The organism is Streptomyces sp. NPDC007863, assembly GCF_040633895.1.
Taxonomy (GTDB): Bacteria; Actinomycetota; Actinomycetes; order Streptomycetales; family Streptomycetaceae; genus Streptomyces.
On record NZ_JBEYEI010000019.1, the window covers coordinates 96,902 to 117,965 of the forward strand.

General features: G+C 71.4%; 17 protein-coding genes. 14 read left to right on the forward strand and 3 right to left on the reverse strand.

Features of this window, described 5'->3' with window-relative positions:
* The first annotated feature begins 147 nt into the window (after positions 1-147).
* The 4 genes from ABZ621_RS27695 to araD all read left to right on the forward strand — a co-directional run bounded on the left by ABZ621_RS27695 (position 148) and on the right by araD (position 5,637).
* Complete coding sequence (locus tag ABZ621_RS27695) at positions 148-1,194, forward strand: LacI family DNA-binding transcriptional regulator (protein ID WP_360609142.1); 1,047 nt, start codon at positions 148-150, stop codon at positions 1,192-1,194.
* Between the two features lie 398 nt (positions 1,195-1,592).
* Positions 1,593-3,302, forward strand: a complete 1,710-nt coding sequence (gene araB, locus ABZ621_RS27700; RefSeq protein WP_360609143.1) for a ribulokinase — start codon at positions 1,593-1,595, stop codon at positions 3,300-3,302.
* A 47-nt stretch (positions 3,303-3,349) separates the two neighbouring features.
* Complete coding sequence (araA, locus tag ABZ621_RS27705) at positions 3,350-4,858, forward strand: L-arabinose isomerase (protein WP_360609144.1); 1,509 nt, start codon at positions 3,350-3,352, stop codon at positions 4,856-4,858.
* A 65-nt stretch (positions 4,859-4,923) separates the two neighbouring features.
* Positions 4,924-5,637: an L-ribulose-5-phosphate 4-epimerase AraD gene (araD, locus tag ABZ621_RS27710; protein WP_360609145.1), complete on the forward strand. Its 714-nt coding sequence runs from the start codon at positions 4,924-4,926 to the stop codon at positions 5,635-5,637.
* Between the two features lie 64 nt (positions 5,638-5,701).
* Here araD and ABZ621_RS27715 read toward each other — a convergent pair whose 3' ends face one another.
* The 3 genes from ABZ621_RS27715 to ABZ621_RS27725 all read right to left on the reverse strand — a co-directional run bounded on the left by ABZ621_RS27715 (position 5,702) and on the right by ABZ621_RS27725 (position 10,115).
* Entirely contained in the window at positions 5,702-7,168 is a 1,467-nt protein-coding gene (locus ABZ621_RS27715; RefSeq protein WP_360609146.1) for an endo-1,4-beta-xylanase, read from the reverse strand.
* Between the two features lie 320 nt (positions 7,169-7,488).
* Positions 7,489-8,931, reverse strand: a complete 1,443-nt coding sequence (locus tag ABZ621_RS27720; protein ID WP_360609147.1) for a family 43 glycosylhydrolase — start codon at positions 8,929-8,931, stop codon at positions 7,489-7,491.
* A 170-nt stretch (positions 8,932-9,101) separates the two neighbouring features.
* A complete protein-coding gene (locus ABZ621_RS27725) occupies positions 9,102-10,115 on the reverse strand; it encodes a LacI family DNA-binding transcriptional regulator (RefSeq protein ID WP_360609148.1) in 1,014 nt (337 codons plus the stop codon).
* Positions 10,116-10,347: 232 nt separating this feature from the next.
* Between ABZ621_RS27725 and ABZ621_RS27730 the strand changes: the two genes are divergently transcribed.
* The 10 genes from ABZ621_RS27730 (at position 10,348) to ABZ621_RS27775 (ending at position 21,047) form a co-directional block, all read left to right on the forward strand.
* Complete coding sequence (locus ABZ621_RS27730; RefSeq protein ID WP_360609149.1) at positions 10,348-11,637, forward strand: extracellular solute-binding protein; 1,290 nt, start codon at positions 10,348-10,350, stop codon at positions 11,635-11,637.
* A gap of 67 nt (positions 11,638-11,704) precedes the next feature.
* Positions 11,705-12,622 (forward strand): sugar ABC transporter permease, encoded by a 918-nt coding sequence (locus ABZ621_RS27735; protein ID WP_360609221.1) that lies wholly within the window; start codon positions 11,705-11,707, stop codon positions 12,620-12,622.
* Positions 12,619-13,449, forward strand: a complete 831-nt coding sequence (locus ABZ621_RS27740) for a carbohydrate ABC transporter permease (RefSeq protein WP_360609150.1) — start codon at positions 12,619-12,621, stop codon at positions 13,447-13,449. The genes ABZ621_RS27735 and ABZ621_RS27740 overlap by 4 nt, the downstream gene beginning before the upstream one ends.
* An 80-nt stretch (positions 13,450-13,529) precedes the next feature.
* A complete protein-coding gene (locus ABZ621_RS27745) occupies positions 13,530-14,894 on the forward strand; it encodes a glycoside hydrolase (RefSeq protein ID WP_360609151.1) in 1,365 nt (454 codons plus the stop codon).
* Between the two features lie 26 nt (positions 14,895-14,920).
* Entirely contained in the window at positions 14,921-15,967 is a 1,047-nt protein-coding gene (locus ABZ621_RS27750) for an endo-1,4-beta-xylanase (protein ID WP_360609152.1), read from the forward strand.
* Complete coding sequence (locus tag ABZ621_RS27755; RefSeq protein WP_360609153.1) at positions 15,964-17,010, forward strand: Gfo/Idh/MocA family oxidoreductase; 1,047 nt, start codon at positions 15,964-15,966, stop codon at positions 17,008-17,010. Before ABZ621_RS27750 ends, ABZ621_RS27755 begins: the two co-directional genes overlap by 4 nt.
* Positions 17,007-17,867 carry a PmoA family protein gene (locus ABZ621_RS27760; protein ID WP_360609154.1) on the forward strand — a complete coding sequence of 287 codons (861 nt, stop codon included), beginning with the start codon at positions 17,007-17,009 and terminating at the stop codon, positions 17,865-17,867. Before ABZ621_RS27755 ends, ABZ621_RS27760 begins: the two co-directional genes overlap by 4 nt.
* Positions 17,864-18,571 carry a cupin domain-containing protein gene (locus ABZ621_RS27765; protein WP_360609222.1) on the forward strand — a complete coding sequence of 236 codons (708 nt, stop codon included), beginning with the start codon at positions 17,864-17,866 and terminating at the stop codon, positions 18,569-18,571. The genes ABZ621_RS27760 and ABZ621_RS27765 overlap by 4 nt, the downstream gene beginning before the upstream one ends.
* Positions 18,571-20,052, forward strand: a complete 1,482-nt coding sequence (locus ABZ621_RS27770) for a non-reducing end alpha-L-arabinofuranosidase family hydrolase (protein WP_360609155.1) — start codon at positions 18,571-18,573, stop codon at positions 20,050-20,052. The genes ABZ621_RS27765 and ABZ621_RS27770 overlap by 1 nt, the downstream gene beginning before the upstream one ends.
* Before the next feature lie 68 nt (positions 20,053-20,120).
* A complete protein-coding gene (locus tag ABZ621_RS27775; RefSeq protein ID WP_360609156.1) occupies positions 20,121-21,047 on the forward strand; it encodes an LLM class F420-dependent oxidoreductase in 927 nt (308 codons plus the stop codon).
* Positions 21,048-21,064: the final 17 nt, after the last annotated feature.

Here is a 21,064-nt window from a genome sequence, read left to right on the forward strand (position 1 = left end):
CGGGACGGCACCGTTCCGGCTGAGTGGCCGGGGCTTCGGAGCCCCGGTCGAGCTAGATTGTTAGCGCTCACAAAGGCGTGATACAAGAGGCGCTAAGGTTTTTCCCGTATCGATCCACAGCCGTGAGCACGGAGAAGGGAGGCGAACGTGGCGCACCCCGCGGAAGACGTCCGCCCGCCGACGATGGCCGACGTCGCACGGGAGGCGGGGGTCTCCCACCAGACCGTCTCCCGGGTGCTCAGCGGCCACCCCAACGTGCGCGCCGCCACCCGCGAGCACGTCACCGAGGCGATCGAGCGGCTCGGCTACCGCCGCAACTCCGCCGCCCGCGCCCTGGTGACGCGCCGCACGAGGACGCTGGGCGTCATCGCCGTCAACACCGCCCTGTACGGCCCCGCCAGCACCCTGACCGGCCTGGAGGAGGCGGCGCGGGAGGAGGGCTACCTCGTCTCGACCGTCAGCCTGCGCAGCGGAGGCGGGCAGGGCCTCAAGGACGCCATCGACCACCTCGCCGCCTGGGGCGTGGAGGGCGTCGTCGCCATCACCCCGCAGCGCTCGCACGTCCAGGCCCTCGCCGAACTGGACGCGCCCTTCCCCGTCGTCACCGTGGAGGGCGGCCACCAGCTCGACCTGCCCGGCGTCTCCCTCGACCAGGAACTCGGCGCCCGCATGGTCACCGAGCACCTGCTCGCCGCCGGGCACGCCAACGTCTGGCACGTGTCGGGCCCCGGCGACTGGCTGGAGAGCGAGGCCCGCACCGCGGGATGGCGTGCCGTCCTGGAGGAGAGCGGCATCCGGCCGCCGCGCGTCCTGACGGGGGACTGGAGCCCGCTGTCCGGGTACCGGGCCGGGCAGGAGCTCGCGGGACTCGCCATGGCCCGCCGCGGGGCGACACCGGTCACGGCCGTCTTCGTGGCCAACGACCAGATGGCGCTCGGCGTCCTGCGGGCGCTGCGCGAGGGCGGGATCCGCACCCCCGCGCAGGTGGCCGTCGCCGGCTTCGACGACATCCCCGAGGCCGAGTACTTCCCCCCGCCGCTGACGACGGTCCGGCAGGACTTCGCCGCCATCGGGCGCCGGAGCATCGGACTCCTGGTGGACCACATCGAGGGACGTGCCACGAAGGCCGCACACCTCCTCGTGGAACCGCAGCTCATCATGCGCGCGAGCACGCGCCCTGCGCACGAGGCCTGACGGGGAGGACGGCTCCGGCCACGGGCGGGGTGGGACACGCTCCAGGTCGCGCCGCCTCGCGTCGCGTCGGGCTCCGGTCGGGTTCGGGCCCTTCCGGCCCTTCCGGCCCTTCCGGCCGTCCCGGCTGGACCGGGCCCGTGGCGCGGCCTCGCGTCGGCCTGTCCCCGGCTCTTTCCTTCCGCCGGCGGGAAGGCCCTTCCGCCGGCGGGAAGGCCCTTCCGTCGGCGGGAAGGCCCTTCCGTCGGCCGCCGCACGCCATGCGTGAGCGCTCACTTCAGAGCTTTCCTTTCTCGCCCGATGTGCGACAGAACTGCACCCAGCTCTTGTTCAACTCAATTGTGAGCGTTAACAATCTGAGTGTTCCTCTGACTCCTGCTCCCGACGAGAGAGACCGCATCGTGAGCTCACACGTTCTTCCCGGTCCCGCGGCCCGCCACCACCCCGAGGCATGCACCATCGGAGTCGACTTCGGCACCCTCTCGGGGCGTGCCGTGGTGGTCAGGGTCCGGGACGGCGCCGAACTCGGTTCGTCGGTCCACGCGTACCGCCACGCCGTCATCGAGGACCGCCTCCCCTCCACCGGAGCCCCCCTGCCCCCCGACTGGGCCCTGCAGCACCCCGAGGACTGGCGCGACGTCCTGCGCACCGCCGTCCCCGCGGCGCTCGCCGACGCCGGGGTCGACCCCGCCCGGGTCATCGGCATCGCCACCGACTTCACCGCCTGCACGGTCCTGCCGACCACCCCGGACGGCACCCCGCTCGCCCTGACGCCCGAGTGGGCCGGCCGCCCGCACGCCTGGCCGAAACTGTGGAAGCACCACGCGGCCCAGGACCAGGCCGACCGCGTCAACGCGCTCGCCCATGCCCGCGGCGAGAAGTGGATCGCCCGGTACGGCGGCAGGATCTCCGCCGAGTGGCAGTACGCGAAGGCCCTCCAGGTCCTGGAGGAGGACCCCGCCGTCTACGCCGCCTGCGCACGCTGGATCGAGGCGGCCGACTGGATCGTCTGGCAGCTCACCGGAACCGAGTCCCGCAACACCTGCACCGCCGGCTACAAGGGCATCCACCAGGACGGCGCCTACCCCTCGCCCGCCTTCCTCGCCGGACTCCACCCGGACTTCGCCGACTTCCCCGCCACCCGGCTGGAGCACCCGCTGTCCCCCCTGGGCTCCCGGGCCGGCGGCCTGAGCGCCCGGGCCGCCCGCTGGACCGGCCTCCCCGAGGGCGTCGCCGTCGCCGTCGGCAACGTCGACGCCCACGTCGCCGCGCCCGCCGCGGGCGCCGTCGAGAACGGCCGGATGCTCGCCATCATGGGCACCTCCACCTGCCACGTCCTCAACGGCGCCGCCCTCGCCGAGATCCCCGGCATCTGCGGGGTCGTCGACGGCGGCATCGTCGAGGGCGCCTACGGCTACGAGGCCGGCCAGAGCGCGGTCGGCGACATCTTCGCCTGGTGGCTCCGGCAGGGCGTCCCGGACCACTACCGCTCCGAGGCCGAGGCGTCGGGCGAGGACCTCCACCAGCTCCTGACCCGCAAGGCCGCGGACCAGCCGGTCGGCGCGCACGGCCTGGTCGCCCTGGACTGGATGAACGGCAACCGCTCCCCCCTGGTCGACCACCACCTCTCCGGCGTCATCGCCGGCCTCGCCCTCGACACCCGGCCCGAGGACGTCTACCGGGCCCTGCTCGAAGCCACCGCGTACGGCACCCGGCTGATCGTCGAGACCTTCGAGGACAGCGGGATCCCCGTCGAGGAGTTCATCGTCACCGGCGGACTGCGGAAGAACGCACTCCTCATGCAGATCCACGCCGACGTGCTCCGCCGCCCCGTCTCCCTCGGCACCTCCGAACAAGGACCGGCGCTCGGCTCGGCCATCCACGCCGCCGTCGCCGCGGGCGCCCACCCCGACGTCCGCGCCGCCGCCTCCGCCATGGGCAGCGTCCACCGCCACGCGTACCTGCCCGACCCGGCGCGGGCGGACGCGTACGACGCGCTGTTCCACGAGTACCGCGCCCTCCACGAGCACTTCGGCACCGGCGCGGACCTCCTCCTCCACCGCCTGCGACGGATCCGCAACACCGCCCGCCGCGCCACCGCCACCGGCTGACCGACCCCGACCTCCCCGCCCCGGCCCCTCCGAGGAGCACACCCGACATGACGCTCGCCCAGCCCGACCGTGAGATCTGGTTCCTCACCGGCAGCCAGGCCCTCTACGGCGACGACACCCTGGCCCAGGTCGCCGACCAGTCGCGCACCCTCTGCGCCACCCTCGCCGGACAGCCCCGGATGACCGTCCGCCTGGTGTGGAAGCCGGTCCTCACCGACGCGGCCGCCATCCGCGCGCTCTGTCTGGAGGCCAACGCCGACGACCGGTGCATCGGCCTCATCGCCTGGATGCACACCTTCTCCCCGGCCAAGATGTGGATCGCCGGCCTCGACGCCCTGCGCAAGCCCCTGCTCCACCTGCACACCCAGGCCAACCGCGAACTGCCCTGGTCCACCATCGACATGGACTTCATGAACCTGAACCAGGCCGCCCACGGCGACCGCGAGTTCGGCTTCGTCCAGACCCGCCTCGGCGTCCCCCGCAAGACCGTGGCCGGCCACGTCACCACACCCGACGTCGTCGACCGCATCGCCGGATGGGCCCGCGCCGCCGTCGGTCGCGCCGAACTCACCACCCTCAGGCTCGCCCGGTTCGGCGACAACATGCGCGACGTCGCCGTCACCGAGGGAGACAAGGTCGAGGCGCAGCTCCGGTTCGGGGTCTCGGTCAACACGTACGGCGTCAACGACCTCGTCGCCGCGGTCGACGCCGCCGACGAGTCGATCGTCACCTCCCTCGTCAAGGAGTACCAGGACCTCTACGCCCTCGCCCCCGAGCTGCGGCCCGGCGGCGAGCGCCACGACTCCCTGCGCTACGCCGCCCGCGTCGAAGCCGGGCTGCGCGCCTTCCTCACGGACGGCGGGTTCCGCGCCTTCACCACCAACTTCGAGGACCTCGGGGGCCTGCGCCAGCTGCCCGGGCTCGCCGTGCAGCGCCTGATGGCGGACGGGTACGGCTTCGGCGGCGAAGGGGACTGGAAGACCTCCACCCTGCTGCGCACGCTGAAGGCGATGGCGCACGGCCTGCCCGGCGGCACCTCCTTCATGGAGGACTACACCTACGACCTCACGCCCGGGCAGGAGCTCATCCTCGGCGCCCACATGCTGGAGGTCTGCCCCTCGCTCACGACGGCGGCGCCCCGCTGCGAGATCCATCCGCTCGGGATCGGCGGGCGCGAGGACCCGGTCCGCCTCGTCTTCGACGCGGATCCCGGCCCGGCCGTCGTCGTCGGACTCGCCGACATGGGCGACCGCTTCCGCCTCGTCGCCAACCGCATCGACGTCGTCGCCCCGCCCGAGCCGCTGCCCCGGCTCCCCGTCGCCCGGGCCGTCTGGCGGCCCCGCCCCGACCTGCGCACCTCCACCGAGGCGTGGCTGACGGCCGGAGCGCCGCACCACACCGTCCTGACCACCGCCCTCGTCGGCGAGGAGCTCGACGACCTCGCCGAGATGCTGCGGACCGAACTCGCCGTCATCGACGAGGACACCACCGTCCGGCGCTTCACGCGCGAGCTGCGCTGGAACCAGGCGTACCACCGTCTGGCCCAGAGCCTGTGACCGCGCCCACCGCGCCCACCGCGCGCACCGCCTCCCCGACCGACCCCACCAGGAGGGAGCCCTCCGTGAGCACCGCCGTGTCCAAGGAACTGCGCCGAGAGGTGCTGGAGGCCAACCTCCGCATTCCCCGAGCCGGTCTCGCCACCCTCACCTGGGGCAACGTGAGCGGAGTGGACCGGGAGGCCGGCGTCTTCGTGATCAAGCCCTCGGGCGTGACCTACGACGTGCTCACCGAGGAGGACCTCGTCGTCGTCTCGCTGGCCGACGGGAGCGTGGTGGAGGGCCGGCTGCGACCGTCCACCGACACGGAGACGCACCGGAGCCTCTACCTGGCCTTCCCCTCCATCGGAGGCGTGACCCACACCCACTCCACCCACGCCGTCGCATTCGCCCAGGCCCGCCGCCCGATCCCGGTGCTCGGCACGACCCACGCGGACACCTTCAACGGGCCCGTCCCCGTCACCGACGCCCTCACGCCCGAACAGTGCGCCACGGACTACGAGTACAACACCGGCCAGGTCATCGTGGACCTCCTGGACCGTGACGACACCCGGGCCCGGGAGGTCCCCGGCGCCCTGGTCGCCCACCACGGCCCCTTCACCTGGGGCGCCGACGCCACCGCGTCCCTGGAGCACGCCGTCATCTGCGAGGCGGTGGCCGAGATGGCGCTGCGCACCCTCGCCCTGGGCCCGGTCGAACCCCCGCAGCACCTCCTGGACCGCCACTACACGCGCAAGCACGGGCCGGATGCGTACTACGGCAACGCCTCCCACGCCTGACCGCGCCGAGGGGAGCCAGGGTCATCCCGGCTCCCCTCCTGGGCGGGGGTGTCACCGCACCGGGTCAGGCGCGGGTCCAGCGCTGGTTGGTGCCGTTCCAGCAGGAGTAGAGCTGGACCGGCGTGCCGTTGGCGGTGCCGCTCGCGGCGGCGTCGAGGCAGAGGCCGGACTGGACTCCGACGATGGATCCGTCGGAGCCGAGGCGCCACTTCTGGTTGTCGCCGCCCCAGCAGCCGTAGATCTGCACCTTGGCGCCGTTGCCGGTGCCGGCGGCGTCCAGGCACTTGTCGCCGTAGACCCTGAGTTCACCCGCGGCGGTGTAGGTCCACTGCTGGTTGCCGCGGCCGTTGCAGTCCCACAGCTGGATCTGGGTGCCGTCGGTGGTGACGGCGCCGGGCACGTCCAGGCAGCGGCCGGAGGCGACGCCCTTGATCTGCCCGGAGCCGGGGGAGGGGGTCGGAGTCGGGGTCGGGGTCGGCGTCGGGCTGGGGGTGGAGGAGCCGGCGTTGAGGGCGTTGAGGACGGAGGTGTACGCGGGCTTCTTGCTGCCGTCGCCGTTGAACAGCAGCGGCGTGTGCTCCGCTCGCCAGGAGTCGGTGTCGCGCACACCCCAGACCGTGATGCCGAGGCAGCGCGGCACGGCCAGGCAGTCGTTGGTCACGTTGGCGTAGGTGGTGCCGGAGGCGCCCTGGATGTCCAGTTCGGTGATGGCGACGTCGACGCCGAGCGCGGCGAAGCTCTGCAGGGTGGTGCGGAAGTTGCTGTTGTAGGGGCTGTCGTTGTTGAAGTGCGACTGGAAGCCGACGCAGTCGATGGGCACGCCGCGCTGCTTGAAGTCCCGGACCATGGAGTACATGGCCTGGGTCTTGGCCCAGGTCCAGTTCTCCACGTTGTAGTCGTTGTAGCAGAGCTTGGCGGCCGGGTCGGCGGCGCGCGCGGTGCGGAAGGCGACCTCGATCCAGTCGTTGCCGCTGCGCTGCAGGTTGGAGTCGCGCCGGGCGCCCGAAGTGCCGTCGGCGAAGGCCTCGTTCACGACGTCCCACTGGCCGATCTTGCCCTTGTAGTGGGCCATCACGCCGTTGATGTGGCCGGTCATGGCCTGGCGCAGCGCGCTGCCGCTGAGGTTCTGCATCCAGGAGGGCTGCTGGGAGTGCCAGGCCAGCGTGTGGCCGCGCACCTGCTTGCCGTTCTGCACCGCCCAGTTGTAGACGCGGTCGCCGGCGGTGAAGTCGAACCGGCCCTGCTGGGGTTCGGTGGCGTCGATCTTCATCTCGTTCTCGGCGGTCACCGAGTCGAACTCGCGGCTCGCGATCGTCGTGTAGGCCGAGTCGCCGAGCTTGCCCGACGCGATGGCGGTGCCGAAGTACCGGCCGCTCTGCGCCGCCGCTCTGCCGAGCGTGCTCTCGGCGGCCTGCGAGGCCGGGGGAGCGACCAGAACGGCGGCGGAGCCGAGGACGCCGACGATCAGCGCCGCGCCCAGGCCGCCGATTCTCCGGCGGACGCTGGACGGGGAAAGCGTGGGTGAACGCATGACTGGACCTCCGGGAGAGAAATCGAGGAAGGATTCGCACACGGCGGAGGAATTCTCCGTCTGAGGCCGTTCGCGCCCATGAGAAAGGGCGCATACGGCCAGGACGCGAAGAATTCGAGAACGGCGCCGTGGTGCGGCGGCGAAGAAGTCGAGCCGCCTCAGGAATCAGTGTGGAAATGCGGCAGGGGCATGTCAACGGTTTCGAAGATGTTTCGAAGCTCCGGAGAAGTCGAAAGATTTCGCTGCGGAAGGCATGCGGAATCCTGTCGTGGTCCGAATGCTCGGGCGGAGGAAATACGGCGCGAATGTGCCGTCCGTCGCTAACCGTCCGATGAATTCCGCGGATGCGGATACGTGAGGTCGAACCAGGTGAAACGGGCGCTGTTGGCCGACGGGCGGCCGTGGGAGGTGGCGTAGAGACCGATCTGGACGCTGGTGAACAGCGGGGCGAGGAAGGAGGCTTCGACGGTGGCCAGGTCCCGCCGGCCGCCGCCGGGGGCCTCGTGGACGAAGGTGTGGCCGAAGCCGCGGATACGGACTCCCAGCCGCACGGGACCGGGGCCGAGACCGGCGCGGGCCAGCACATCGGACCCGCGGCGGAGGGTGAGTCCTTCCGTCGTGCGCAGGAGGAGGAGGTGGGCGTCGTCGTCGAGGACGACGGCGAGGCCCGCCTGTTCGTACGGTGCCGTGGGGGTGAAGTGCAGCTCGGTGGAGGCGTCGCAGTCGGGTTGCTCCTGGGGCCGGACCAGCAGGGACGGGACGCCGCGTTCGCCGAGCCGCTCGGGGCGGAGCCGGAGGCGGAGCCCGTCGCCAGTGGTCCAGAACGGGGCGCGTGGGGTGCGCAGGGTGCTCCAGTCGGAGGAGAGGGCGGCGAAGTCGTCGCGGAGACGGGTGCGGGGGCGCGGGCCCGGGTGACCGGCAGGGGAGAAGACCGGCCAGCCGTCGCTCCAGGTCACCCTGGCGAGGAAGGTCTCGCGGCCGATGGCGGAGCCCCGGCGGACGCCCAGGAGGACGGCCCGCCAGTCGCCGTCCGGGGTCCGCACGAGGTCGGCGTGCCCGGTGCAGGTGACCGGGCCCGTGGCGGGAGGCAGCACGGGATTGCCGGGGGCGCCCTCGTACGGGCCGGTCACCCGAGGGGCGCGGGCGGCCACCACGCTGTGGTCCGCCTCGGTGCCGCCTTCCGCGGTGAGCAGGAGATAGGCGCCGTCGACCTTGTAGAGGTGCGGGGCCTCCACCCATCGCGCGCCCGCCCGGCTCCCCGACCACAGGACGTACTCGGGGCCCGTGAGCCGCCGTTCGAGGGGGAGGTACTCGCGCATCCAGATCTCGGTGCGGCCGGCGGCCTCGTCCAGGACGCGGGCGGCGGTGAACCAGGCCCGTCCGCCGTCGTCGTCGAAGAACAGGGACGGGTCGAAGCCCTCGCCCTCCAGCCACCGCGGCTCCGACCACGGCCCCGCCGGGTCGGTGGCCGTGACGACGAAGTGGCCGGGGCCGTCCATCAGCGTGCAGACGAGATGGAACACCCCGTCGTGGTGTCTGATCGTGGGCGCGAAGAGTCCGCGTGAGGGCGCGCACCCGTCGAGGTCGAGCTGGGACGGCCGGTCGAGCGCGGAACCCAGGCGCCGCCAGTGCACGAGATCGCGGCTGTGGAACACGGGAAGCCCCGGGAACCACTCGAAGCTGGACGTCACCAGGTAGTAGTCCGCCCCCACCCGGCAGACGGACGGATCGGGCCGGAACCCGGGCAGGACGGGCTCGCCCAAGGACGGGCTCATGGGCCGGGCACGGGGACGGGTACGGGTCCGGGGGCGAGGCTGGCCGGCGCGGACGGCGCGCGGCCGGCCGGAGGGCGTACCGGCGTGTGGAGAGCGGAGGCGCCACGCCCGGGCGGAGGCGGGAGGGGGGTGCGCCGTGGCTCGTACAAGGGATGCTCCTAGGGGCTAGGCGGGGCGGTGGAGAGCCGGACCTTGAGTTCGGTCGAGAGCTCCATCCGGGGGCTGACCAGGGGCTGGCCGTCCAAGAGCTGGAACAGGGTGCGGGCGGCGACCCGGCCCATCTCCTCCAGCGGCTGACGCACCGTCGTCAGCGGCGGCGACAGCCAGTCGCACATCGGCAGGTCGTCGAAGCCGACCACGCTGAGGTCCCCCGGGATGCTCAGGCCACCCTGCCGGGCGGCCTCGTAGACGCCCATCGCCTGCTGGTCGCTGCCCGCGAAGACGGCGGTCGGCGGCTCGGGGAGGGCGAGCAGCTCCTGGGCGCACCGGAAGCCGCCCTCGTGCTGGAAGTCGCCGAACCGGATCAGGGCGCGGTCGACCTCGATCCCGGCCCGCTCCAGGGCGGCCCGGTACCCGTCGATGCGGGCCTGGCTGCAGAGCATCTCCTTGCGTCCGCCGATCGCGGCGATCCGGCGGTGCCCCAGCTCCAGCAGGTGCTCGGTGGCGGCGAGGCCGCCGGCCCAGTTGGTCGCCCCGACGCTCGGCACGCCGTTGCCCGGCAGGTCGATCGGGTCGATGACGACCAGTGCCGCCCCGGTCCGCTCGACCTGGGCCCGCTGGGCGTGGGTGACCGAGGCGGTGACGAGGATGACGCCGTCGCTGTGGTGCCGGGCCGGCAGCGCGGTCCAGCTGGAGGGCGCTGCCTCGCCCGGCGGGACGAGCGACACGACGGTGGCGACGCTCCGCTGGGCGCACTCGGCCTCGACACCGCGCAGTATCTCCACCGCCCACGCGCTGTCCAGACCGCCGATGATCAGGTCGACGAGACCCGATCTGCGGCCTCTGCCCGGCCGGCCGGGCGGGAGGTAGTGGTGAGCCTGCAGCAGGCCCTCGATCCGTTCGCGGGTCGAGGGGGCGACATCGGAGCGGCCGTTGATCACCTTGGACACGGTGGCCTGGGAAACGCCTGCTTCCGCGGCGATGACGGCCAGGGTCGGGCGCTGCTCGCTCAACTTCTCTCCTCTGCGGGGAAGCCTTCGGCCGACGGTTATCGCAAACTTTCGATGAGTTTCCGGGCGGCTGGACGGCTTGTCAACCCTGCGAACAGCCGTCGTCCGCAGATAAATCGACGCGGGGTCTTGACCGATAAGCCGCACGTTCCTAGTTTGTGGCAGCGCGGAATTCGAGAGTATTTCGAAAACTTTTCGGTGTGCCCGCCCCGGCATTCCCCGTCCCGGAGGTCCCATGGCCGACACCCTCACGAGCCGACGAAGCTTCCTTGCCCTCGCGGGTCTGACCGCCCTCTCCGCCTCCCTGACAGCGGCCTGCGGGGCCGACGGATCCGGCCCGCCGGCGGCCGATGGCAAGGTGTCGTTCGCGTGGTGGAACATCGCCACCACCGAACCGGGCAAGTCCCTCTTCCCGGAGATCTCCGCGGCCTTCACGTCCGCTCACCCGAACGTCGCGATCCACACGACCTCGTTGGAGAACGAGGCGTTCAAGTCCAAGCTGACCGCCACCACTTCGTCGGGCAGGCTCCCCGACGTCTTCCAGACCTGGGGCGGCGGCGTGCTGCGGCAGCAGGTCGACGCGGGGCTGGTCGAGGACCTCACGGACCTCGTCGACTGGTCGTCCGAGCTCACCCCGGTCTCGCTGCAGGCCTATCAGTTCGAGGGCCGGACCTACGGGGTTCCCTACGACATCGGCATGGTCGGCTTCTGGTACAACAAGAAGCTCTTCGCCAAGGCCGGTATCACCGCCCCGCCCGCCACCTGGGCCGAGCTCCTCGACGGCGTCGGGAAGCTCAAGGCGGCGGGCATCACCCCGATCGCCCTCGCGGGCAAGGAGAAGTGGCCCGGACACTACTACTGGGCCTATCTCGCGATGCGCGTCGCCGGCCTTCCCGCGCTGCAACAGGCCGCCGAAGACAAGGACTTCACCGGTGACGGCTTCGTCCAGGCCGGTGTCCGCCTCAAGGAGCTGGTCGACCTCCAGCCCTTCCAGCCGGCCTTCCTCGGCGCCGGTTACGCGACCCCCGGGGGCCAGGCGGCGACCATGGGCAACGGCAAGGCCGCCATGGAACTGATGGGGCAGTGGGGACCGTCGGTGCAGAAGGACGCGGGCGCCGACCTCGGAGCGGACCTCGGCTTCTTCCCGTTCCCGACGGTCGACGGCGGCGTCGGCCGGGCCACCGAGGTGTTCGGCGGGGGCGGCGGCTTCGCGCTGCGCAAGGGAGCCCCGAAGGAGGCGCTGGACTTCTTGAGGTTCTTCGTCCTGGAGAACCAGTCCAAACTGCTGGCCTCCAACGGCTACCTGCCGGTGGTCAGGGGTGCGGAGAGCGGGCTCACCGACGCCAACAAGAAGGTGGTGGCCGACAGCCTGGTGGAGGCGACGGGCTTCCAGCTCTTCCTCGACCAGGCCTATCCGCCGGCGGTCGGCCAGGAGGTCAACGACAGCGTCGCCGACCTCATCGCGGGCAAGAAGACGCCCGAGCAGGTCACCGCCTCGATCACCGAGGCTGCGAAGAGTGCCTAGTTCCGTGACCACGCCGGCGGAGGAGCGGACGGCGGACGCCGTGCCGGCAGGCCACCCGCCCGCCCCGGTGCGGTCGCTCCCGGGCGGGTGGCGGGAGTGGGCCTCGGTCGCCTGGTTCCTGGTCCCGGCTCTGGTCCTGTTCCTCGTCTTCGTCCTCGCCCCGATCGTCGTCGCCGTCTTCACCGGCTTCTTCAAGTGGGGCGGGATCGGCCCCATGGACGACTTCGTCGGCTTCGCGAACTACACCAGGCTCTTCGGCGACGGGGTCTTCCTCGGCGATCTGGGCCGCGGGCTTTACCTGATCGTCCTGTCGATCACGGTGCAGCTGCCGTTCGCGCTGTTCACCGCGGTCCTGCTCAACCAGCGGCTGCGCGGCCGGGCCGTCTACCGGATGCTGTTCTTCGCCCCGTACGTCCTCTCCGAGGTCGTCACGGCGGTCCTCTTCACGATGATCTTCCTTCCCGGCGCCGGCATGGCCGACCACTTCGTCGGCCTCCTGGGCCTGGAGGGGCTGCAGGGCAAGTGGCTCGCCGACCCCTCGACGGTCATGCCGACCCTCTTCGTGGTCATGATCTGGAAGTACTTCGGCTTCCACATGATGCTCTTCCTCGCCGGACTGCAGAGCATCCCGGCGGAGGTCCTGGAGGCCGCCTCCATCGACGGCGCCGGCGCCTGGCGGCGCTTCCGGCACGTGACGCTGCCGCTGCTCGGCCCGACGATCCGGATCAGCGTCTTCCTCTCGGTCATCGGCTCCATCCAGCTCTTCGACCTCGTCTGGGTCATGACCGCCGGCGGGCCCAACCACTCCTCCGAGACGATGGCGATCGCGATGTTCCAGTTCGGCTTCAAGCGCTACCAGGTCGGCTACGCCAGCGCCATCAGTGTGGTGCTGTTCATGATCAGCCTGGTCTTCTCCCTCTTCTACCAGCGCTACGTGCTCCGGCGTGACCTGAGCGGGGCCGTCACCTCGGGAGGCGACCGGTGAACGCCCGCCGGACGGCACGCGGTCTCTCGCTGCACACCGTCATCTGGCTGATCGGCGCGTTCGTCGCCGTCCCACTGGTGTACGCCGTGATCTCCGGGTTCAAGAGCACCGGCGAGCTCACGAGCAACCCCTTCGGGCTGCCGGAACAGTGGAAGATCGGCAACTACACCGGCATCCTCGGCGACGGGATGTTCTGGCGGCAGATCGCCAACAGTGCGGGCATCGCGATCGGTACGACGTTCTGCACGGTGGCGGCCTCCGCGATGGCGGCGTTCGTCCTGGCCCGCTACGTCTTCCGCGGCCGTGAGCTGTTCTACGGGCTGTTCACGATCGGGTTGATGTTCCCGTTCGCCGTGGCCGTTCTGCCGCTCTTCCTGATGCTGCGCACCTTCGGCCTGCTCGACAACCCGCTCGGGGTGGTCCTCCCGCAGGCGGCCTTCGGACTCCCCATGACGATCATCATCCTGCGCGGCTTCTTCCGTACCATCCCGGCGGAGATCGAGGAGGCCGCCGTCATGGACGGCTGCGGCAAGTTCCGCTTCTTCTGGAGGATCCTGCTGCCGATGGCGCGCCCGGCCCTCGGGACGGTCTCGGTCCTGGCGATCGTCGCGAGCTGGAACAACTTCTTCCTGCCGCTGCTGGTGTTCAACGACCCGAAATGGCAGACGATCCCCGTCGGCGTCCAGCAGTTCCAGGGCCAGTACTCGACCGACTACGCGCTCGTCCTCGCCTATATCGTGCTCGCCATGATCCCCGCCCTCGCCTTCTACGCCGTCGCCGAACGGCAGCTGATCGGCGGCCTCACCGCGGGCGCCACCAAGGGCTGACCCGCTGATCCGCTTCCCCTGTGCCCTCCCTTCTCCCAGGAGACCTCGTGAAACGTCGGACCGCACTGACAGCCGTCGTATTGTTAGCGCTCACAACCCAGGTCGCGGCAGCAGACCCGCCGGCTCCCGCCACTTCCGCCCGTGCCGCCATCGACTTCCGCGGCGAGCTCCAGCCCATCGACGGATTCGGCTTCTCCATGGCCTTCCAGCGGGCTGACCTGCTGCACGGCGCGCGCGGCCTCAGCCCCGCCAAGCGGCGCGAGGTGCTCGACCTGCTGCTCAGCGAGGAGAAGGGCGCCGGCCTGTCGATCCTGCGCCTGGGCATCGGATCGTCGACCGACCGGGTCTACGACCACATGCCGACGATCCTGCCGACCGACCCCGGCGGGCCCGACGCCACGCCGTCGTACGTCTGGGACGGCTGGGACGGCGGCCAGGTCTGGCTCGCCAAGGAGGCGAAGGCGTACGGCGTAGAACGGTTCTTCGCCGACGCCTGGAGCGCGCCGGCCTTCATGAAGACCAACGACAGCGAGAACGACGGCGGCGAGCTCCGGCCCGAATGGCGCCAGGCCTACGCGAACTACCTGGTCCAGTACGCGAAGTTCTACCAGCGGGAAGGGATCGGGATCACCGACCTGGGGTTCACCAACGAACCCGACTGGACGGCGACCTACGCCTCGATGCGCTTCACCCCGCAGCAGGCCGTCGACTTCCTCAAGGTGCTCGGGCCGGCCGTCCGCGCCTCCGGCCTCAAGACGGACCTGGTCTGCTGCGACGTCGCCGGCTGGGACCGCCAGGTCGCCTACACCGAGGCCATCGAGGCCGACCCGGCGGCCGACCGGGCCGTACGGACCATCACCGGCCACCGCTACAGCGGTCCGGCCACGGTCCCGCAGCCCACCGACAAGCGCGTGTGGATGTCGGAATGGTCCCCGGACGGCACCACCTGGAACGAGAACTGGGACGACGGCAGCGGCTACGACGGCCTCACCGTCGCCGCCGACATCCAGAACACCCTGACCGTCGGCAACGCCAACGCCTACGTCTACTGGACCGGCGCGTCCCTCGGCGCGACCCGGGGCCTCATCCAGCTCGCGAACCCCGGCGACGACTACCGGGTGTCCAAGCGGTACTGGGCACTGGCCGCCTTCAGCCGCTTCATCCGCCCCGGAGCCGTCCGCGTCCCCGTCACGAACGCCGCCCCGGAACTCCAGGTCACGGCCTTCCGCAACACCGACGGCAGCCGCGTCGTCGAGATCCTCAACACCGCCGCCACCGAGACCTCCGCCGCTTTCACCGTGCGCGGCGGGCACGACCGCCACCCCGAGGCCTACGTCACCGACGAGACCCGCTCGATCACCCCCGCCGCCGTCGCCTCCCTCCACGGCACGACCCTCACGGCCACGCTCGCCCCCCGCGCGCTCACCACCATCGTCCTCGACTGACCCGACCGCGACCCGAGGAGTCATCCATGCCCCTGCCCCTGCCCCGGCATCTCGTCGCCCTGTCCGCCGCCGTCTGTCTCGCGGCCGGCCTCGCCGCCACGCCCGCGACCGCCGAACCCCGTCCCAGGACGCTCGCCGAACTCGCCAAGAAGCACCACAAGTACTTCGGCTCCGCCACCGACAACCCCGAGTTCACCGACGCCGCCTACCTGAAGCTCCTCGGCAGCGAGTTCGGACAGACCACCCCCGGCAACGCCATGAAGTGGTACGCCACCGAACCCGAACCCGGCGTCTTCGACTTCACCGCCGGCGACGAGGTCATGGCCTTCGCCAAGGACCACCACCAGAAGGTCCGCGGCCACACCCTCGTCTGGCACAGCCAGCTCCCCGCCTGGCTCACCGAGCGCAGCTGGACCGCCGACGAACTGCGCCCCGTCCTCAAGAACCACATCCAGACCGTGGTCCGGCATTACAAGGGCCAGGTCATCCACTGGGACGTCGTCAACGAGGCCTTCAACGAGGACGGCACCTACCGCGAGTCGGTCTTCTACAAGACGCTCGGCCCCGGCTACATCGCCGACGCCCTGCGCTGGGCCCACGAGACCGACCCGCACGCCAAGCTCTACCTCAACGACTACAACGTCGACGGGATCGGCCCCAAGAGCGACGCCTATCACCGGCTCATCAAGCAGCTGAAGGCCGACGGCGTCCCGGTGGAGGGCTTCGGCATCCAGGGCCATCTGGCGCTCCAGTACGGCTTCCCCGCCGACGTCCGGCAGAACATGCAACGCTTCGCCGACCTCGGCGTCGAGGTCGCGGTCACCGAACTCGACATCCGCATGAACCTCCCGGCGACGCCGGAGAAGCTCGCCACCCAGGCCGCCTGGTACGCCGACTACGTCAAGGCCTGCCTGGAGGTCGAGAAGTGCGTCGGCGTCACCATCTGGGACTACACCGACAAGTACTCGTGGATCCCCTCCGTCTTCCCCGGCGAGGGCGCCGCTCTGCCCTACGACGAGAACCTGGCGCCCAAGCCCGCCTACCACGCGATCAGGAAGGTGCTGGGCGGATGATCAGGACGGCGATCGTCGGAACGGGCGGGATCGCCGGCATCTGCCACATCCCGGCCCTCCAAGCGCAGGCTCACCGGGCCGAACTCGTGGCGGCCGTCGACGTGGACGCCCTGCGCGCCGAGGCCTTCGCGGCCGATCACGGCATCCCCGCCGTCTACACCGACCTGCCCACGATGCTCCGGGAGCAGCGCCCGGACGTCGTGCACCTGTGCACGCCGCCGTTCCTCCACGCGGAACAGGCCGTGGCCTGCCTGGAGGCGGGGGCGTGGGTGTGGTGCGAGAAGCCGGTGGCGCTGTCGCTGGCCGAGCTCGACCGCATCCACGCCGCCGAGGCGACCGCCGCCGCGGGCGCGGTGTTCCAGCACAGGTACGGCTCGGGTGCCCGCTACCTGCGCGACCGGATCGCCGCCGGGGCGCTGGGCCGTCCCCTGGTCGCGCAGTGCGTCACGGCGTGGTACCGCGACGACGCCTACTACGACGTGCCCTGGCGCGGCACCTGGCACAGCGAGGGCGGCGGCCCGACGCTGGGCCACGGCATCCACCAGATGGACCTGATGCTGGACGTGCTCGGCCCGTGGGCCGAGGTGCGCGCGATGGCCGGACGCCTGGAGCGCGACGTCCAGACCGAGGACGTGTCCGCGGCCGTGGTCCGCTTCGAGAACGGAGCCCTCGCCACGGTCGTCAACAGCGTCCTCTCCCCCCGCGAGGAGAGCTACCTGCGCTTCGACCTCACAGAAGCCACGGTCGAACTGCGCCACCTGTACGGCTACTCCAACGCCGACTGGACGTTCACCGCCGGGTCGTCCGACGCGGCGTGGGAACCGCCGGACGACCTGCCCAGCTCGCACACCGCCCAGCTCGCCGCCTTCCTCGACGGCTACGAGGCCGGGATCCGGCCCGACCTCGGCCGGTCCACCATGGAACTGGTCACCGCCCTCTACAAGGCCGCGATCACCGGCCTTCCGGTCCGGCGCGGAGAGATCGACGCTGCCGACCCGTTCTACGGCGCACTCAACGGAGGACGCCCGGAGGTGTTCCGATGACGTTCGAACTCCTCCAGGACGAGGACGCGTCGACCGTACGGACGCGCGGGGTCGACCTCTTCCGGTATGTGCACCGGCCGGTCATGGACCCCTTCGAGGCACCGAAGCCCTACCTGCACCCGGTGCGCACCCTCGCCGGCGACGCGGTCACCGGGTACCGGCCGCATGACCACCGCTGGCACAAGGGCATCCAGTTCACGGCGTCCTGGGTGTCGGGCGAGAACTTCTGGGGCGGCGGCACCTATCTGCGCGGCCAGGGCTACGTCGACCTGCCGAACCTCGGCACGATGCGCAGCCTCACCGTGTCCGCCGACACGGACCGCGACCGCGCCGTCATCACCGAGCACCTCGCCTGGCACACGATGGCGGGGGAGCACTGGATCGACGAACGCCGCACGGTGACGGCGTGCGACGTCGAGGCCGACTCCTGGACCCTGGAGATCACCACCGCGCTGACCAACGTCCACGACGTCACGCTGGTGTTCGGCAGCCCGGGCACACAGGGCCGCGAACTCGCCGGATACTCCGGCCTGTTCTGGCGCGGACCACGCGACTTCACCAGCGGCGAGGTGACCGGCCCCGCCATGGGCGAGAAGGGCGACTGGCTCGCCTTCACCGGCGCCCACGACGAGGTCGACCGTGCCTCCACGCTGCTCTTCCTGGACGATCCGGACGCGCCGGGCCGCTGGTTCGTCCGCAGCGATCCCATCCCCGCCGTCAACCCGTCCCTGGCCTTCGACGAGGAGCTGCCGCTGGCTCCGGGCGACATGCTGTCGCGCCGCTACCGGATCGTCGTCGCCGACGGCGCGTGGACCCCCGAGCGCCTCTCCCGGTATGTCGCGGAACACCCGTGGTGACACCACTTCCCGGCGCCGTGGGGATCTCCGACCTGACCGTGTACGACTGGGAGGCCGCCGACGGCCTCTGCGGCGGCACCCCCCACATGCACCTCGTCTGCTCGGAGGCGTACGTCGTCATCGCGGGCACGGGCAGCGTCCAGACCCTCACCACCAGCGGCTACGCGGAGACCCCGCTGCGCCCCGGAGACGTCGTCTGGTTCACCCCCGGGACGATCCACCGCCTCGTCAACGCCGGCGGCCTGCGCCTCGTGGTGCTCATGCAGAACAGCGGGCTCCCCGAGGCCGGCGACGCCGTCTTCACCTTCCCCGCGCCCGTCCTCGCCGATCCCGACGCCTACCAGGCGGCGGCCGCCCTGACCTGCGACCACGCCGCGGCGGCACGCCGCCGCCGCGACCTGGCGCTCGAAGGCTTCCTGCTGCTGCGCGAGGGCGGGCTCCGGGAGTTCCACGCCGCGGCCCACCGCCTGAAGCGCGATCTCCTCGACGCCTGGTGGGTCCGCTGGCGCGACGGTCCGCTGGCCGCGGCCCTCGCGACCGGCGGCCAACTGGCGGCGCTGAGGACCGGAGACCTCTCCCACCTCGACCACGGCGCGGTGGCGCGACTGGAGCGCCCCGAGCACGCGCGCTTCGGCATGTGCGGCCACCTCCACCCCTACCCCGTCCCCACGTCTCACCCCCCTCTCCCGAAGGAGCTCGACTGATGAGATTCCGCCGTCCACCCCTGATCCTGGGCCTCGTCCTCGCGGTCCTGTCGTCCCTGCTGCTCGGGGCCACTCTCCTCACGGCCCCGCCCGCCGCCGCGGCGACCGTCGACACCAACGCCTGGTACGTCCTGGTCAACCGCGCCAGCGGCAAGGCCCTGGACGTCTACAACCTGGCGACCGGCGACGGCGCCCGCATCACCCAGTGGTCCAGGAACGACCAGAACCAGCAGCAGTGGCAGTTCGTCGCCTCCGGCGACGGCTACTACCGTGTCAAGTCCCGCCACTCCGGCAAGGTCCTGGACGTCCAGAACAGCTCCACCGCCAACGGCGGCGCGGTCGTCCAGTGGACCGACCTGAACCGCACCAACCAGCAGTGGCGGCTCGCCGACAGCGCGGACGGCCACGTCAGGCTCGTCGCCCGCCACAGCGGCAAGGCCCTCGAAGTCCAGGGCGCCTCCACCGCCGACGGCGCGAACATCGTCCAGTACGACGACTGGGGCGGCGCCAACCAGCAGTGGCAGCTCGTCAAGGTCGCCGGCGGCACCACCCCCGGCACCTGCGCCCTCCCCTCGACGTACCGCTGGTCGTCGACCGGTGCGCTGGCGCAGCCGAAGGCGGGCTGGGCCTCGCTCAAGGACTTCACCGTCGCCCCCTACAACGGCAAGCACCTCGTCTACGCGACCACACACGGCGCCGCGGGGACGGGAACGGGCTGGGGCTCGATGAACTTCACCCCGTTCACCGACTGGTCGCAGATGGCCTCGACCGGCCAGAACGCGATGTCGAACTCCGTCGTCGCGCCCACGCTCTTCTACTTCGCGCCGAAGAACATCTGGGTGCTCGCCTACCAGTGGGGCAGGACCGCCTTCTCCTACCGGACGTCGACCGACCCGACCGACCCGAACGGCTGGTCGGCGGAGCAGGAGCTCTTCTCCGGAACCATCGCCGACTCCGGAACCGGCCCCATCGACCAGACGCTCATCGCCGACGGCCAGAACATCTACCTGTTCTTCGCCGGTGACAACGGCAGGATCTACCGGGCGAGCATGCCGATCGGGAACTTCCCGGGCTCCTTCGGCTCGTCGTACACGACGGTCATGAGCGACACGGTGAAGAACCTCTTCGAGGCGCCCCAGGTCTACAAGCTCAAGGACCAGAACCAGTACCTCATGATCGTCGAGGCCCGCGGCGCGCAGGAGCAGCGCTACTTCCGCTCGTTCACGGCCACCAGCCTGAACGGCTCCTGGACACCCCAGGCCGCGACCGAGAGCAACCCCTTCGCCGGCAAGGCCAACAGCGGCGCCACCTGGACCGACGACATCAGCCACGGTGAGTTGATCCGCACCAGCGCGGACCAGACCTTCACGGTCGACCCCTGCAACCTCCGCTTCCTCTACCAGGGACGCGCCCCGGGCTCCGGCACCGGCGACTACGGCCAGTGGCCCTACCGCCCGGGTCTGCTGACGCTGCAGCGCTGACCACGCCCGGCACAGGCGGTTCGCGTGGATCAGGAATGCCGGTCCCGCGACCGCCTGTTGTGGCGTACATGAATCTCGGAGTAACGCTCAGCTCGACCTCCCGGCAGCTCCCCCTCGACGACACCGTCGCGCTCGCGCGCGAGGCGCGGGACGCCGGACTGCACTCGGGGTGGTTCGGCCAGTCCTTCGCGTACGACTCGCCCTCGCTGGCCGCGATCGTCGGCCGCGAGGTGCCGGGCCTGCACGTGGGGACCGCCGCGCTCCCGATCTTCGGCCGTCATCCGCTGCTCGTCTCCAGCCAGGCCCAGACGGCGCAGGCGGCCACCGGCGGCCGCTACCACCTCGGGCTCGCCCTCGGCACGCGGCACCTCACCGAGGGCGCGTTCGGCCTGCCGTACCAGCGGCCCATCGGTCTGCTCAGGGAGTTCCTCACCGCCCTGCGGCCCCTCCTCGAAACGGGCGAGGCCGACTTCCACGGCGAGCTGCTGACCGCGACGACGCCCTACTCGGCGGCCGTGCCGGGAGCCCGGCCGCCGGTGCCGGTGCTGGTCGCGGCCATGGGGCCGCAGGCCCTGCGGGTGAGCGGTGAACTGGCCGACGGCATCCTGCCGTTCCTGGCCGGTCCGCGTGCGCTCGCCGAGCACATCGTGCCCGCCGTGACCGCCGCCGCGGAGGCGGCGGGCCGCCCCGCGCCCCGGATCGTGGCGCTCGTGCCCGGCGCGGTGACCGCCGACGCCGACGGCGCGCGGCAGCGCGCGGCGGAAGCCCTCGCCCTCTACGAGCGCGTGCCGTCCTACCAGCGCGTCATCGAGCTCTCCGGCACCGACAGGGCCGCCGGCCTGGCCGTCCTCGGCGACGAGGAGGCGGTCGCCGCCGAGGTACGACGCTACCGTGACGCGGGAGCGACGGAGCTGGTGTTCACCGCGACGGATCTGAGCGGCGAGGACGACCGGCGCCGCACCTGGAAGCTCCTCGGCGAGCTGTCCCAAGGCTGAGCCGGCCGCGCCGGACG